This is a genomic window from Caulobacter sp. GW822-FHT07D08 (assembly GCF_058798735.1).
In genome coordinates this window covers 15,578-30,092 of the sequence record NZ_JBXAKU010000017.1, presented here as the reverse complement: position 1 = coordinate 30,092, position 14,515 = coordinate 15,578, and the positions used below count along the sequence as shown (strand labels likewise).

15 protein-coding genes, 1 tRNA gene and 1 pseudogene are annotated in these 14,515 nt (G+C 68.2%); 9 read left to right on the top strand and 8 right to left on the bottom strand.

The annotated features are described in order from the left end of the window. Nucleotides 1-16: 16 nt before the first annotated feature. Nucleotides 17-514, bottom strand: a complete 498-nt coding sequence (locus AC1RJ9_RS22980; protein ID WP_125155882.1) for an Lrp/AsnC family transcriptional regulator — start codon at nt 512-514, stop codon at nt 17-19. 142 nt (nt 515-656) lie between these two features. Between AC1RJ9_RS22980 and AC1RJ9_RS22975 the strand changes: the two genes are divergently transcribed. From AC1RJ9_RS22975 to AC1RJ9_RS22945, 7 genes are all read left to right on the top strand, one after another. Continuing rightward, the gene (locus AC1RJ9_RS22975) at nt 657-4,088 is read left to right on the top strand and encodes an indolepyruvate ferredoxin oxidoreductase family protein (protein ID WP_492835950.1); all 3,432 of its coding nucleotides are present in this window, start codon (nt 657-659) and stop codon (nt 4,086-4,088) included. Between the two features lie 41 nt (nt 4,089-4,129). Further along, the gene (locus AC1RJ9_RS22970; RefSeq protein ID WP_492835948.1) at nt 4,130-4,435 is read left to right on the top strand and encodes a hypothetical protein; all 306 of its coding nucleotides are present in this window, start codon (nt 4,130-4,132) and stop codon (nt 4,433-4,435) included. Between the two features lie 5 nt (nt 4,436-4,440). Further along, nucleotides 4,441-4,719 carry a type II toxin-antitoxin system RelE/ParE family toxin gene (locus AC1RJ9_RS22965; RefSeq protein WP_492836117.1) on the top strand — a complete coding sequence of 93 codons (279 nt, stop codon included), beginning with the start codon at nt 4,441-4,443 and terminating at the stop codon, nt 4,717-4,719. Nucleotides 4,720-4,767: 48 nt separating this feature from the next. Continuing rightward, a complete protein-coding gene (locus tag AC1RJ9_RS22960) occupies nt 4,768-5,058 on the top strand; it encodes a hypothetical protein (protein WP_492835946.1) in 291 nt (96 codons plus the stop codon). A gap of 8 nt (nt 5,059-5,066) precedes the next feature. After that, nucleotides 5,067-6,191, top strand: coding sequence for an NAD(P)/FAD-dependent oxidoreductase (locus AC1RJ9_RS22955; RefSeq protein ID WP_492835944.1), 1,125 nt, complete (start codon nt 5,067-5,069; stop codon nt 6,189-6,191). Between the two features lie 67 nt (nt 6,192-6,258). Beyond that, nucleotides 6,259-7,302: a glycosyltransferase gene (locus AC1RJ9_RS22950; RefSeq protein WP_492836115.1), complete on the top strand. Its 1,044-nt coding sequence runs from the start codon at nt 6,259-6,261 to the stop codon at nt 7,300-7,302. A 106-nt stretch (nt 7,303-7,408) separates the two neighbouring features. Next, nucleotides 7,409-7,485 (top strand) — tRNA-Met (locus AC1RJ9_RS22945). A 40-nt stretch (nt 7,486-7,525) separates the two neighbouring features. Here the strand turns inward: AC1RJ9_RS22945 and AC1RJ9_RS22940 are convergent. From AC1RJ9_RS22940 to AC1RJ9_RS22930, 3 genes and pseudogenes are all read right to left on the bottom strand, one after another. Beyond that, on the bottom strand, nt 7,526-7,807 hold the full coding sequence (locus tag AC1RJ9_RS22940) for a BrnA antitoxin family protein (RefSeq protein ID WP_492835942.1): 282 nt from the start codon (nt 7,805-7,807) through the stop codon (nt 7,526-7,528). After that, a pseudogene (locus tag AC1RJ9_RS22935) lies at nt 7,767-7,877 on the bottom strand (BrnT family toxin); the annotation flags it as partial. The pseudogene AC1RJ9_RS22935 and the gene AC1RJ9_RS22940, both read right to left, overlap by 41 nt. Nucleotides 7,878-7,879: 2 nt before the next feature. Further along, nucleotides 7,880-8,038 (bottom strand): hypothetical protein, encoded by a 159-nt coding sequence (locus AC1RJ9_RS22930; protein WP_492835940.1) that lies wholly within the window; start codon nt 8,036-8,038, stop codon nt 7,880-7,882. Between the two features lie 146 nt (nt 8,039-8,184). Between AC1RJ9_RS22930 and AC1RJ9_RS22925 the strand changes: the two genes are divergently transcribed. Continuing rightward, a complete protein-coding gene (locus tag AC1RJ9_RS22925; RefSeq protein ID WP_492835938.1) occupies nt 8,185-8,649 on the top strand; it encodes a hypothetical protein in 465 nt (154 codons plus the stop codon). On the opposite strand, the gene AC1RJ9_RS22920 is transcribed toward AC1RJ9_RS22925, so the two are convergent. From AC1RJ9_RS22920 to AC1RJ9_RS22905, 4 genes are all read right to left on the bottom strand, one after another. Next, nucleotides 8,585-9,589, bottom strand: a complete 1,005-nt coding sequence (locus tag AC1RJ9_RS22920; protein ID WP_492835936.1) for a glycerophosphodiester phosphodiesterase family protein — start codon at nt 9,587-9,589, stop codon at nt 8,585-8,587. The genes AC1RJ9_RS22925 and AC1RJ9_RS22920 overlap by 65 nt on opposite strands. 140 nt (nt 9,590-9,729) lie before the next feature. Then, the gene (locus AC1RJ9_RS22915) at nt 9,730-11,133 is read right to left on the bottom strand and encodes a glycoside hydrolase family 47 protein (RefSeq protein ID WP_492835934.1); all 1,404 of its coding nucleotides are present in this window, start codon (nt 11,131-11,133) and stop codon (nt 9,730-9,732) included. Between the two features lie 49 nt (nt 11,134-11,182). Next, complete coding sequence (locus AC1RJ9_RS22910; protein ID WP_492835932.1) at nt 11,183-12,598, bottom strand: sensor histidine kinase; 1,416 nt, start codon at nt 12,596-12,598, stop codon at nt 11,183-11,185. Nucleotides 12,599-12,695: 97 nt separating this feature from the next. After that, on the bottom strand, nt 12,696-13,154 hold the full coding sequence (locus AC1RJ9_RS22905; RefSeq protein ID WP_492835930.1) for an Lrp/AsnC family transcriptional regulator: 459 nt from the start codon (nt 13,152-13,154) through the stop codon (nt 12,696-12,698). Between the two features lie 105 nt (nt 13,155-13,259). Between AC1RJ9_RS22905 and AC1RJ9_RS22900 the strand changes: the two genes are divergently transcribed. Continuing rightward, nucleotides 13,260-14,501 (top strand): methionine gamma-lyase, encoded by a 1,242-nt coding sequence (locus AC1RJ9_RS22900; protein ID WP_492835928.1) that lies wholly within the window; start codon nt 13,260-13,262, stop codon nt 14,499-14,501. Nucleotides 14,502-14,515: the final 14 nt, after the last annotated feature.

Below are 14,515 nucleotides of genomic sequence, written 5' to 3'. Positions count from 1 at the left end.
GCGCCATCGTGAAGGATCAGCCCAGCGGGCTGACGTACGGACTCACCAGACCCAGCGGCACGGCCGTCGAGTTCTTGACGCCGCGGATGACGATGCGGCTCTCGATGTTGCTGACCAGGCCCAGCGACAGCAGCTTCTCGCGCAGGAACTCGTCAAAGGCGCGCATGTCGCGGGTGACGATGCGCATCTCGTAGTCAGCCGCGCCAGTAACGGTGGCGCACTGCACGACCTCGGCCCACTTGGCGACGGCCTGTTCGAACGTGTCCAGATTTTCCTTGGTCGGAAGGGACAGCTTGACGGTGCAATAGACTTCGAAGCCCAGACCCAGCTTCTCGCGGTCCAGGATCGTGACGCGACGCTGGATGACGCCAGCGTCTTCCAGGCGCTTGATCCGGCGCCAGCATGGGCTGGACGAGAGGCCGACCCGTTCGGCGATCTCCGCGACGGACAGTCCGGCGTCGTGTTGGATGAGATCGAGGATCTTGGCATCCACGGCGTCGAGTTGTTCGGACAAGAAATTCCTCCCCCAAGCGGGCGTTGACGCTCCAATTTTGCGCAAAGGGGGCCTGAGTCGGGCACGCCTTGGGCAAACAATTTCCGCGCTTCTATAAGATATTGCGTTACGGGCGAGAAGACCCCGGAGGAAAATTTTTGCCATGCGGCACTCTGAAGTCACTCTCGACGACAAATATGTGCTCGAAAATGGTCGAGCCTTCATCACTGGCGTTCAGGCGCTGCTGCGGGTTCTGCTGGATCGCAAGCGTCTTGATCGCCTCGCGGGCCTGAACACCGGGGGCTATCTTTCCGGCTATCGCGGCTCGCCGCTGGGCGGTCTCGACCAGCAGGCCGCGCGCATCAAGAAACTGCTGACCGCGCACGACGTGGTCTTCCAGGAAGGCCTCAACGAGGACCTCGCCGCCACCGCCGTGTGGGGCAGCCAGCAGGCCAACCTGTTCCCAGGCGCGCTTTATGATGGCGTGTTCGGCATGTGGTACGGCAAGGCGCCCGGCGTCGACCGCACCGGCGACGTCTTCAAGCATGCGAACTTCGCGGGGACCTTCCCGACCGGCGGCGTGCTGGCGGTGGCCGGCGACGACCACGGCTGCAAGAGCTCGACCCTGCCGTCGCAGTCGGAATTCGCCTTCCAGGACTTCGAGATGCCGGTGCTGTCGCCGGCCGACGTGCAGGAGGTGCTGGACTACGGCGTCCTCGGCATCGCCCTGTCGCGGTTCTCGGGTCTGTGGACGGGCATGATCGCCCTGGCCGACACCATGGACTCGGGCGTGACCATCGACGTCTCGCTGGATCGCCATAACGCCGTCATCCCCGACTTCCCATTCCCGCCCGGCGGTCTGGGCATCCGGCTGAAGGACCAGCCGATGGAGAAGGAGCGGCGCATGCGGCTCCACAAGCTCCCGGCCGCCCTGGCCTTCGCCCGCGCCAACCACATCGACCGCGTGGTGCTGGGCGCCTCGCACGTGCGGGTGGGCAAGGCGCGCCTGGGCATCGTCTGCCAGGGCCAGGCCTATAAGGACGTGCTGGAGGCCTTCACGGCCATGGGCATGACCCTGCAGGAAGCCGCCGACCTGGGCGTATCCATCTACAAGGTCGGCATGCCGTGGCCGCTGGAGCCGCTGGGTCTGCGCGCCTTCGCCGCCGGCCTCGAGACCCTGATGGTCATCGAGCACAAGCGCGGCCTGATCGAGCCTCAGGCGCGCGCGGCGTTGTATGACCTTCCCGCGCAAGCTCGGCCCCGCATCATCGGCAAGGTCGACGAACGCGGCGCCCCGCTGCTGTCGGAACTCGGCTCGCTGTCGGTGGCCGAAATCGCGCTCGCCATCTACGACCGCCTGCCGGACGGCCCGCACATGGAGCGGGCGCGCGCCTATCTGAACCGTGTCTCGGCCGCCGGCGTCGCCGCGGTCAGCCTGGCCGCCGACCAGGCCCGCAAGCCGTTCTTCTGCTCGGGTTGCCCGCACAACACCTCGACCAAGCTGCCCGAGGGCTCGCGCGCCCTGGCCGGCATCGGCTGCCACTACATGGCCGGGTTCAATGACCCGATGACCGACCTCAACACCCACATGGGCGGCGAGGGCCTGACCTGGGTCGGCGCGGCGCCATTCACCAGCGAGAAGCACGTCTTCCAGAACCTGGGCGACGGCACCTACAACCACTCCGGCTCGCTGGCCATTCGCGGCGCGATCGCGGCCAAGGCCAATATCACCTACAAGCTGCTCTATAATGACGCCGTCGCCATGACCGGCGGCCAGCGCGCCGAGAGCGGCTTCACCCCCGCCCAGATCACCCGCCAGCTGGCGGCCGAGGGCGTGACCAAGACCGTCATCGTCGTCGACGAGCTGAACCGCTACGAGGGCGTCACCGATCTTGCGCCGGGCGTCGAGGTCTTCCCGCGTTCGGACCTGATGCGCGTGCAGGAGATGCTGCGCGACACGGCTGGCGTGACGGTGCTGCTCTACGACCAGACCTGCGCCACCGAAAAGCGCCGCCGTCGCAAGCGCGGCTCCATGCCCAAGGCGACGAAGCGCGTGTTCATCAACCCGCTGGTCTGCGAAGGCTGCGGCGACTGCTCGGTGAAGTCCAACTGCGTCTCGGTCGAGCCCCTGGCCACCGAGTTTGGCCGCAAGCGCAAGATCAACCAGTCGTCCTGTAACCAGGACTACAGCTGCGTCGAGGGCTTCTGTCCCTCGTTCATCACCCTGGAAGGGGCCGAGAGCGCCCAGTCCAAGAAGACGCCGGCGGCGCTGACCGCCGAGTCGACGCCGCTGCCCGAGTTCGAGCCGCTGACCGGCGTGCGCAAGATCCTGTTCACCGGCGTCGGCGGCACGGGCGTCACCACCGTGGCCTCGATCCTGGCCATGGCCGCCCACATCGACGGCCGCGCTGGCAGCGTGGTCGACATGACGGGCCTGGCCCAAAAGGGCGGCTCGGTGTTCAGCCATGTCAAGATCGGCGAGACCGAAGAGACCATCGTCGGCGGCCGCGTGCCGGCCGCCAGCGCCGACGTGCTGATCGCCTGCGACCTGCTGGTGGCGGCCTCGCCCGAGGGCCTGTCGCTCTACGCCAAGGACCGCACGCGCGCCTTCGGCAACAGCGACTTCGCCCCGACCGCCGACTTCGTCACCAGCCGCGACGTCAAGTTCGACAGCAATGCCATGGCCCGCCGGGTGAAGGGCGCGACCAACACCTTCGACGCCTGCCCGGCCCAGCGCCTGGCCGAGACCGAGTTCGGCGACGCCATCTACGCCAACATGATCATGGTCGGCTTTGCCTGGCAGCGCGGGGTGATCCCGGTCTCCAGCCGCGCCCTCTATCGCGCCATCAAGCTGAACGGCGTCGACGCCGAGGCCAACCTGCAGGCCTTCGAACTGGGCCGCCGCGTGGCCCACGACCCGGCCTCGATCACCGTCAAGGAAGACAAGGTCGCCACGCCCGAGACCATGCCGCTGGACGACCTGATCGCCCACCGCATCAAGGAGCTGACGGCCTACCAGAACGCCGCCTACGCCCAGCGCTACGCCGACAAGGTGGCCAAGGTCCGCAGCGCCGAAGCCGGCATTGGCGGCGAGGCCCTGACCCGCGCGGCGGCGGTGAACCTCTACAAGCTGATGGCCTACAAGGACGAGTACGAGGTCGCTCGTCTGTATACGGATGGTCGCTTCAAGGACGAGCTGGCCGGGACCTTCAAGGGCGGCAAGGCCAAGGTCTGGCTCTCGCCGCCGCTGCTGGCCCCCAAGGGGCCGGACGGCAAGCCCAAGAAGATCGCCTTCGGCGGCTGGATGCTGGACGTCGCCTTCCCGATGATGGCCAGGATGAAGGGCCTGCGCGGCGGCGCCCTGGACATCTTCGGCCACACCGAGGAGCGCAGGATGGAGCGCGGCCTGATGGCGTCCTACGAGACGACCCTCGACCGCCTGGCCGCCGGCCTCTCCCAGGAGAGCCTGCCGCTGGCGGTGATGATCGCCGAGATCCCGCAACAGATCCGCGGCTACGGCCACGTCAAGGACGCCTCGGTGGTCACGGCGAAAGCGGCGGAGGCCAAGCTGTGGGCGCAGTGGGGCGGTAGCTGACCACCGTATCGTGGCGGGAAGTCTGTGATAGACTTTCCGCCATGAACAAGCCGGTTCGCGATGCCTCGGTTTCAGTGACCCTTCCCAGCAGCGCCGTGGAGGAACTTAGCGCGCGCGTTGCCTCGGGAGAGTTCGGCAGCCTGGATGAGGCCGTCACGGCCGCGCTCCTGGAGCTTGAGCACTTTCGCGCGGTTGAACTGGTCGGTGGCGAGGCGGCGTTTCAGGCTCTGGCGGGCAAGATCGAGGCCGATTCCGAAGCCCATGTCGGCGAGGTCGACGCGTTCGAGTTCCTGCACGCGCTGAAAGACGAATATGAGCGCTTTGCCGCTCAGGACGACCGCGCTTGAAGCCAGTGCGTCTCAGCGCGCTGGCCGCTAAGGAAATCCGCCGGATAGGCGAGGACATAAAGCGCGATAAGCCCCAGGCCGCAGTGGCTTTCGTGGCTCAGCTGCTTCAGCGCTGCGAGAGTGTGGCCAACGCGCCTGAAGGCTACGGACTGAAGCCGCAATACGGCTCCGCCGTGCGCGGTGTAACAGTTTCGCCCTATGTGATCCTGTATCGGATACGAGCAACGGACATCCTCATCCTCAGTGTCCGGCATGGCGCGCGCAGGCCGGTGGCGCTGAAATGATCAGGGACCTGCGTGGCGCGCTCCGGGGTTCGTGCTAGGCTTCCCACCATGAACAAGCCTCCGAACCCCGTGACCGTCACCCTCAACGCCGAGGACGCCGCCGACCTGCAGGCGCGGGTCGAGCGGGGCGAGTTCGCCTCGCTGGATGAGGGCGTGGCGGCGGAGCTGGCCGAGCTGAACTATCGGCGGGCGGCGGAGATCGTCGGCGGTCCGGAGAAGCTCGAGGCTCTGCTGGACAAGCTGGAAGTGGTCGAGACGCAGGACCCCGCCGACTGGGTTGGCGGCAAGCGCTCGCTGTCCGACATGCTGGCGGACCTGAAGGCCCAGGCCGGATCCTAGGCGTTCCCATGGCTGATTTCGATTTCGACGCTGTCGTGGTCGGGGCCGGCGCCGTGGGCCTGGCCTGCGGTTATGCGCTGGCCAGGCGGGGCCTGATCGTCGCCGTGCTGGAGGCCGAGAGCCACATCGGCCAGGGCGTCTCCTCGCGCAATTCCGAGGTCATTCACGGCGGGCTCTACTATCCGACCGGATCGCTGAAGGCGCGGCTATGCGTCCAGGGGCGGCGGTTACTGTACGCGTTCCTCGACACGCACGGCGTTGCCTACAAGCGCTGCGGCAAGCTGGTGGTGGCGACGTCCGACGACGAGATCCCGCGCCTCGACGCCATCTGGGATCAGGCCCTGGCCAACGACGTCGAGGGCATGGAGCGGCTGACCGGCGAGCAAGCCCGCGCCCTGGAGCCCGGCCTCAACGCCCACGCGGCGCTGCTGTCGCCGCAGAGCGGGGTCTTCGCCAGCCACGACTACATGCTGGCCCTGCAGGGCGAGATCGAGGCCGCCGGCGGGGCGGTGGTGCTGTCGACGCCGTTCGAGGGCGCGCAAGCGCTGTCTGGGGGCGGCTTCACGGTTCGGGCCGGCGGGGCGGATCCGACCAGCCTGACCTGCCGCCTGCTGGTCACCGCGCCGGGCCTGTCATCGCAGGACGTCGCCGGCCGCATCGAAGGTTATCCGGCCGACCACATCCCCAAGGCCCACTACGGCAAGGGCGTCTATTTCCGCCTGACCGGCAAGGCGCCGTTCCAGCGGCTGATCTATCCGCCGCCGATCCACGGGGCGCTGGGCACCCACTACCGCAACGACCTGGGCGGCCAGGCGGTGTTCGGGCCGGACCTGGAATACGTCCCCGAGCCCGACTATTCCGTCGACCCGGCCAAGGCGGAGGTCTTCGCCGCCTATATCCGCAAGTTCTGGCCGGGCCTGCCCGACGGCGCCCTGCAGCCCGACTACGCCGGCGTGCGGCCCAAGCTGCACGGCCCCGACGCGCCGCAGCCCGACTTCCAGCTGCGCGGCGCCGAGGACCACGGCTTCGAAGGCCTGATGGCGTTGTTCGGCATCGAGAGCCCGGGCCTGACCAGTTCTCTGGCGATCGGCGAGACGGTCGCCACGAGGCTGCTAGGGGAGCCGGCCGTCTAGCTCCGCGTTGACACTGGATCGGCGCCCGCCGATGGTCCGCCGCCGTACGCTGTCCCCGGAGTTCGCCTTGACCAACCTGCTGCACGCCATGCTGGGCAAGGGTCTGGGCGGTCTGGAGCAGGTGTTTCTCGACTATCAGCCGATCCTCGAGGCCTGGGCCGCCAAGCGCGGCGGACGGTGCGTCGGCGTGGTGCGCAAGGGCGGCAAGGTGGCCGCCGCGCAAGCCGGGCGAACCCCGCCCCTGACCGCCATGCCGGCCTTTACCGACTGGGATCCGATCACCCTCGGCGCGGCGCGCGCCGTGGTCCGGGCGAACAGGCCGGCGATCATCCTAAGCCACGGCCAGCGTCCGGCGCGGGTGTTCGCCAAGGCCGCCCCGGCCGGCGTCATCCAGGCCGTCTGCGTGCACAAGCCCAGCTTCGACGTGACGCCGGGGACCCACTATCTGTGCGTCGGCCAGCACCTGGCGAACCTGGCCCTGGAGCGCGGCGCGCCCGCGGATCATGTTCACGTCGTTCAGAACGCCGTCCGGCCGCCAAAGGTCCGAGCCAGGCCCTTCGCCCGCGAGGACGGCCCGGTGAAGATCGTCGCCGCTGGCCGGCTGCACGCCAAGAAGGGCTTCGACGTCCTGATCCGCGCGGTCGGCAAGCTGCGCGCCTGGGACGTCGACGTCACCTGCGAGATCGCCGGCGAGGGCGGCGAGCGCGCCGACCTGGAGGCGCTGATCAAGGCGCTGGATCTCGATCCGTGCGTGAAGCTGACGGGCTGGACCGACGATATCGCGGGCTTTCTGGCCACGGGCGACCTGTTCGCCTTTCCCTCGCATCAGGAAGGCTTCCCGCTGACCCTGCTCGAGGCCATGGCCGTCGGCCTGCCGGTGGTGGCCACCGAGATCGACGGGCCAGTCGAGATCCTCAAGGAGGGGATCACCGGCCGCCTCGTGCCGGACGACGACCCCGACCGGCTGGCCGAGGCCCTGGGCGAGCTGATCAGCGACCGCGATACGGCCCGGAGCCTGGGCGCGGCGGCGCGAGAACTGGTGCTGACCGAATACGGACCCGACGCGCTGGCGCGACGGTTGGAGGCCGCGCTGGACGGAATGCTATCGTAAAGTGCGTCAGGCGAAAGTGTGTGCGGTTTCGCCGCCAGATGCACGTCGACTCTAAGGCTTGATGCGAAGCGCGCTCGGGAGTATGACCCCCGTCCGTCCTGGCTATGGCTGGGTAGCTCAGATGGTTAGAGCGGTGGATTCATAACCCACAGGTCGGCGGTTCGATCCCGCCCCCCGCCACCAGGACGGAATACTTTCTCCTTAGAATTCAATATCTTCCGAGTTAGGCGCAGACGGCCTTCTTGAGGATCTCATTCGCGCGGCTTTGCCAGCCGGGCCCGCCTTCGCGCAGCTTTTCGATCACCTCCTGGTCCAGGCGCAAGGTGACCTGCTTCTTGGGACTGTCGGATTTTGGGCGGCCAGGCCGCGTCAGCGTGCCATTGGCGGGCCGGATGACACGATCACCGATCCGGATTTCAGCGCGAGCGAATTGGTCTTCGGTCCATTCGGGAGCGTCATCCGGATCAACCCACGCGCTTTCCGAATTTTCTTTGTTCTCGGGCATTGCATTTCCTCATCGAGATGATGCGCCGCGTCTTTCCGCGTAGCGTCCAAATGACCATGATCAGGCGTCCGTCTAGTCGGCCGACTGTCTGAAAGCGATTTTCTCCATAGTCCTCGCGATCGTCGGGGGCGTGAGTTCCGGCCCGTCGAACACTGAAGCCGCATCCGCGAAATCCAAGCCGCGATGCTCCAGCGTTTGGCGGCGTTTCTCCTCATCGAATTCGATATCCATGTCGGAAGCGTTCCTCCGACACGACTATCTCATAGATTGAGTTTATCTTACATATCGCCATTTGCGATATCAATTCTTGTAGCTACGAAAATAGCGCGATCGACGCGAGCAAGCAACGGCTTCTCGGCGCCGCCCGTTCTCGCCGCATGGCGCGCGCGCTCAAGGTCTTCACGTGGTCGGACGGCTTCCATCGCTACACGGTGGCCGAGACCTCGCGCGCCAAGGCCCTGGCGGCCTGGGAGACCGATCGCGATCTGTTCAAGGAGGGCGTCGCCGAGGAGGCTCCGGAGGCGCCCGACGCCAAGGCCGCTCTCGCCGCGCCCGGCGCGGTGATCCGCCGGGCCGAGGGCGGGTTGAAGTCGGCGGTCGACAGGCTGCCGAAGCCCAAGGCCAAGAAGGTTGACGATCAGGCCGAGGCCGAGGCCGAGCGCAAGCGGGCGCTGGCGGAGGCCGAAGCCGCGCTCGACGCCGCCGAGACCGAACAACGCGACGCCGAGGCCGACCTTGAACAGCGTCGCCGCGGGCTCGACGCCGAGGCCGTCGCGCTCAGCGGCTCCTGGGCGAAGCGCCGCGCTGCTCTGGAGAAGACGATCGCGCGTCTGCGACGGTGATCCTCGCGCCGCCGCGCAGGCCCTGGCCGTCGAGATAGTCCAGCAGCGCCGCCGGATAGTCGGTCTGAACGACGCTGACGCCCTGCGCGATCAGGCCGCCCCAGGCCTTGCCGGGATCGATCAGGGCGCGCGCGTCACCGGCCGCGTCGGGCAGTCCCTTCGGACCCTTGCCGGCCAGGGTGTTGGTCCAGAGGCGGACGCGGGCGGCGCGGGCCGCGTCGCGCACGGCCATGAAGCCGTCCTTCTTCAGCGCGCCCAGCTCGATGGCCGGGATCGCCCGCGCGCCGGAGGCCTGGGCGGTGGCGATCTCGGCCAACTGGACGGCGCGCGGGGCGCCCTTGCCGCCGACGATCGGCATGAAGGCCAGGTTCTTGTAGAGCGGCTGGTCCGCGATCGGCGCGTCGCCCAGACCGACCCGGGCCTTGAACAGCACCCAGTCGGCGGCGTCGACGTCATTGACCAGGCGGGCGACCCGCGCGGGCGAGCCTTCCTTAAGGTCAATATTGACCAGGATGCGGCCGCGGGCGGCCTTGAGGAAGGCGCCCAGGGTGGGCGGCGCGGCGTCGGTGGCCTGGTCGCCGGCCTTCAGGCGCAGGGCCTGCAGCTCGCCGAGGGTCAGGTCCGAGACCTTACCCCTGCCGGTGGTGGTCCGGTCGACCTTGGCGTCGTGCATGAGGACCAGGGCGCCGTCCTGGGTGCGGCGCACGTCGATCTCGACGACGTCGACGCCCAGGGCGATGCAGCGCTCCAGGGCGGCGATGGAATTCTCGGGGACGGCGCTCGTCAGGCCGCGCGACGGGGCGGGCGCGTGGCAGGCGCGGTGAGCCACCACCATGACGCCGTCGGCCGGGTCGTAGAGGCGTTGGCGCGGGTCGGCGGCATGCGCCGAACCCGCCAGCGTCGCGATGGCTAAAGCGATCGAAAGCGCATCAAGTCGCATGGTCAAAGCTCCCCAGCCCTTCCCACTGCATCGCTGATTCAGGCGACAGCCGTGCGGCGGTTCGGACTCATTGGGATGACGTCGCCGAGGCGGAGGCGCCTCAGGCTTTCAAACGCGACAGGTTGGTCGGGGCGGACGGCTTAGACCTTTCGGAAACCCCGCAGGACATTGGCCTCGGTGCTGAGCTGCAGCTTGGCGTAGTCGATGCGCGGCGTGTCCGAGAAGATCAGGTAGTAGTACTTCATCTGCTCGGACCACCAGTAGCCGGGGCAGTTGTCGCCCTGGGTCATCGGCTTGGTCGTGATGTCCTTCAGAGCGGTATAGCCATAGGCGGCGCGGCTGGTCGCCTTCATCTCGCGATAGTGGATCGCCGTCAGCTGGCGATAGCGGTCGTCGCGGTCCAGCAGCCACAGGTTCAGGCAGGCGTCGGCATATTCGGGGCGCAGGCCGGTGGCCTTGCGGCGGGCCTGGCGGGTGGCGACGTCGATCGATTCCGGGATGACGCCATAGGTCGCCTGCATCTCGGTGAACGAGGCCAGGTAGTCGTCGCCCTCCGTCTTGAAGCCGACCTGGGCCAGCAGGCCGGCATAGTAGGCGGCCAGCTCGCTCTGCGACGTGTTCAGCACCGCGCCAGTCTCGTAGTCGACCATCGGGAACCACAGGCGGCCGTCATAGCGCTTGGCCTGGTGGGCCAACTGGGCGGCGGTGACCTCCTGGGCCCAGCGCTTGCAGTCCTCGTCGCCGAACAGCTCCCAGGCGTCCCACAGATATTCGTAGAAACTGTCGGCATAGATATCGATGCTGGCCGCGCGGCTGATCCACTCGCCGGTGCGCGCATCAATGTTGGCGGCCATCAGGCCGATCTTCGAGCGCTTGTCGAGCGCATGCTTCATCGCCTTCTTGGCGACGTCGAAATAGCGCTTGTCGCCGGTCAGCTGGCTGAGCACCCCGAACTCGGTGATGTAGGTGCCGATCTCGGCCAGGTTGGTCTCCGGATCGCGGACCGCGCCGGTCTTCAGGTTGACATAGCGCCAGGGCAGGCCGTGGGGCGAGGCGTCGAAGGCCTTCAGCAGGCGGTCGGCCAGGTCCTTGGCCTTGGCCAGCAGCACGGGGTCGCCGCAGGCCAGGTGGGCCGAAACCAGGCCGCCGACCAGGCGGATATTGGTCTCGAAGACTTGCGCCTCGCCATTGACGTCGAAGTGCAGCGACGACTTCACCCAGTCGACGCCGGCCTGGAACTCGGCGTCCAGGCCCATGATCCACAGGGTGTCCAGCGCCTCGACCAGCGACAGGCCAAGATCGTGGCCCTCGACGAAGAACGACTGCGACGTGCCGCTGACGGGATTGATCTCGTCCTTGCCCCAGGCCTTGGCGACATAGCCCCGCCAGGCCCACTGGAACTCCTTGCGGACGTCGGCGGCCAGGGCCTTCCAGTCCTCTTTCGGCGGGCTCTTCTTGGGCGCGGCGGCGGCCAGGCCAGGCGCGAGGCCGGCGGCGGCGAGGGCGGCGAAGGCGGAGCGGCGGGTGAGTCGGGCGAGCGTCATGGAACCCAACCTAACGGCGACCGCGGGCCTGGGCGAGAGGGCGACCGACCTAGCCGGTCGAGGTTTCGTTCGCCGGGGCCTCGGTCAGGCGGGCGCGCAGGATGCAGCTCAGGCCTTCGGGGCGATAGTCCATGGTCGCCGCGCCCTTCAGCTCGCCGTTCAGGCTGCGCTCGATCAAGCGCGAGCCGAAGCCCTTGCGGGTGGGCGGGGCCACCGGGGGGCCGCCGGCTTCGGTCCAGACGACCTCCAGCACGCGGTCGTCGGGGTCATAGGTCCAGGACAGGCTCACGCGGCCCCCGGCGTTCGACAGCGCCCCGTACTTCAGGGCGTTGGTGGCCATCTCGTGCAGGATCAACGCCATGGTCAGCGCGCCGCCCGGCTGCAGGCGCACGGCCGGACCCTCGATGGTGAAGCGCTCGCTGGCCTGGTCGAAGGGGCGCAGGGCGCGCTCGACCACTTCCCGCAGCTCCGCGCCGTGCCAGCTCTCGCGGGTCAGGATGTCGTGCACCCCCGACAGGCCGAGCAGCCGCGCCTCGAACTTCTCGAAGGCCACCACCGGATCGGGCTCGTTGCGCAGGGTCTGGGCGGCCATCGACTGGACGGTGGCCAGGGTGTTCTTGACCCGGTGGTTCAGCTCGTTGATCAGCAGGCGCAGCTGGCTCTGGTGGCGGGCCTGGGCGTCCTCGGCCTCCTTTCGCACGCTGATGTCGGAGATGATCGCCAGGATGTAGGCCGGCTGGCCGTCGATGCGGACCATCGAGGCGGTCAGGTGGATCCAGAGGTCGCCGTTGCCCACCAGGAAGCGCCGTTCGGCCGCGCAGGTCTCGATCTCGCCCGACAGCAGGGCCGCGCTCGAGAGGAGCGCCTGATCCAGCATGTCCGGATGCACCAGGCTCTGCAGGGCAACGCCCAGCAGAGCGTCGCGGTCGCGCCGCAGCAGGGCGCAGAAGCTGTCATTGGCCTCGATGATCTCCCCGGTGGGGGTCAGGCGCGCCACGCCCATGGCCGCCTGGTCGAACACGGCGCGGTAGCGGGCCTCGGCGGCCTCCAGCTTGAGCCGCGCCTCGACGTTGGCGGTGACCACCTCGGTGTAGAGCACCAGGCCGCCGATCTCGCCGCCCCCATCGTCAGTGGGGTCCGTGCGCCACGGCGCCATCGACCAGCGGATCCATTCGGTGCGGCCGTCGCGGTCGACGTAGGGGTCGCCCTCGTGGCGCAGCTCGACGCCCTCGGCCAGGACCCGGGCGTGCAGGTCGCGCCACTTCCGCGGGATCTCGGGGAAGACGTCGTAGTGTCGCCGGCCGATCAGCGGCATGTCGGGCGGCAGGTGCTGGTCGGTCAGGTACTGCCGCGAGGCGGCCAGGTAGCGCATCTGGTTGTCGAAGATCGCGATGCCCAAAGGCGCGTGCTTCAGCGCCGTGGTGACGCTGGGCGAGCCAGACAGAGGCGGCGCTTCGTTGATCATCGCGCTCCATGGTACCGCTCGCGGCGGGTGTCGGGGCTGAACTTCCCGTGACAGGTTGTCGGACGAATTGCCGCACCCTGCGGCAGGGTGATCGGGCTCAGCCGGCCACCGGGAACACCCGCGTCTGCTTGACCACCCCATAGGCGAAGCTGGTGTCGATCGAGGCGATGCCGGGGATGGCGTGCAGCTTGCGGCGCATGAAGGCCTCATAGGCCTCCAGGCTGTCGACGATCACCCGCAGCAGATAGTCGTCGCTGCCCGCCAGCAGGAAGCAGTCCAGGATCTGGTCGATGCGCTGCACCTGAGCCTCGAAGCCGGTGATCAGGTCCTGGCTGGGACTGTTCAGGCGCACGCGGACGAAGACGGTGATCGGCAGGCCGTAGGCTTTCTGGTCGACCAGGGCGGTATAGCCGGTGATGACCCCCTCGGCCTCCAGGTTGCGCACCCGGCGCAGGCAGGGGGAGGGCGACAGGTTGACCCGCTCGGCCAGATCCTGATTGGTCAGGCGGCCGTCCTTCTGCAGCTCGCGGATGATCTGGCGGTCCTTGGTGTCCATGCGCGCCTCCTGAGCAGAATCTGCCAAAACTGAAGCTCATCATGGCAGACTTCGCAATCTATGCCGTCGATGTTCGCGCCACTCTCACCCGACAGGGAGTGAGACATGCGTAACGACCAGAGCGGCTTTTCCACGCGGGCGATCCATGCGGGCTATGATCCCGCCGACGAGCACGGGGCGCTGACGCCGCCGGTGCACCTGACCTCGACCTTCGCGTTCGAGAGCGCCGAGGCCGGCGGCGAGATGTTCGCCAGCACGCGGGAGGGGCACTTCTACTCGCGGATCTCCAACCCCACGACCGATCTTCTGGAGCGCCGGCTGGCCAGCCTGGAGGGCGGCGAGGCGGCCGTCGCCACGGCCTCGGGCATGGGCGCGATCACCGCCACGCTGTGGAGCTTCCTGCGGGCGGGCGACGAGGTCATCACCGACCAGACCCTCTACGGCTGCACCTTCGCCTTTCTGCGCGACGGCTTGACCCGGTTCGGGGTGACGGTGCGAACCGTGGACATGACCCGGCCCGAAGCCCTGGCCGAGGCGATCTCGAACAAGACCCGGATCGTCTATTTCGAGACCCCGGCCAATCCGAACATGCGCCTGGTGGACATCGCCGCGATCAGCCGGATCGCGCACGACGCCGGCGCCAAGGTGGTGGTCGACAACACCTACGCCACGCCGGTCCTGACCCGGCCGCTCAGCCTGGGCGCGGACATCGTCGTCCACTCGGCGACCAAGTATCTGGGCGGTCACGGCGATCTCGTGGGCGGCGTCGCCGTCGGCGGCGTCGAGGACATGCGCCGCGTGCGCCTGGTCGGCGTGAAGGACATGACCGGGGCGGTGATGTCGCCCTTTACGGCCTTTCTGGTCATGCGGGGCCTGAAGACCCTGGCGCTGCGCATGGCCCGCCACAGCCAGAGTGGGGAGGCCGTCGCTCGCTGGCTGGAGGCGCATCCGGCCGTCGCGCGGGTGTTCTATCCGGGCCTGAGGAGCTTTCCGCAGCACGCCCTGGCCGAACGCCAGATGGCCGGCGGCGGCGGCATGATCGCCTTCGAGCTGAAGGGCGGTCACACGGCGGGCGCGGCTCTGATGAACCGCCTGACGATGATCCGCCGGGCGGTGTCGCTGGGCGACGCCGAGACGCTGATCCAGCACCCGGCCAGCATGACCCACTCGCCCTATTCGCCCGAGGAGCGGGCGGCGGCGGGCATCGGCGAGGGGCTGGTGCGGCTGTCGGTCGGGCTGGAGGACGTGGCGGATATTCTGGGGGATCTGGAAGGGGCGCTGGCGATTGCCGCTCCCCCGCCGGGGGACCTGTCCGCGAGGCCGACCGAGGGCGCCATCTCCGCCTGACGCAGGGGGCGATC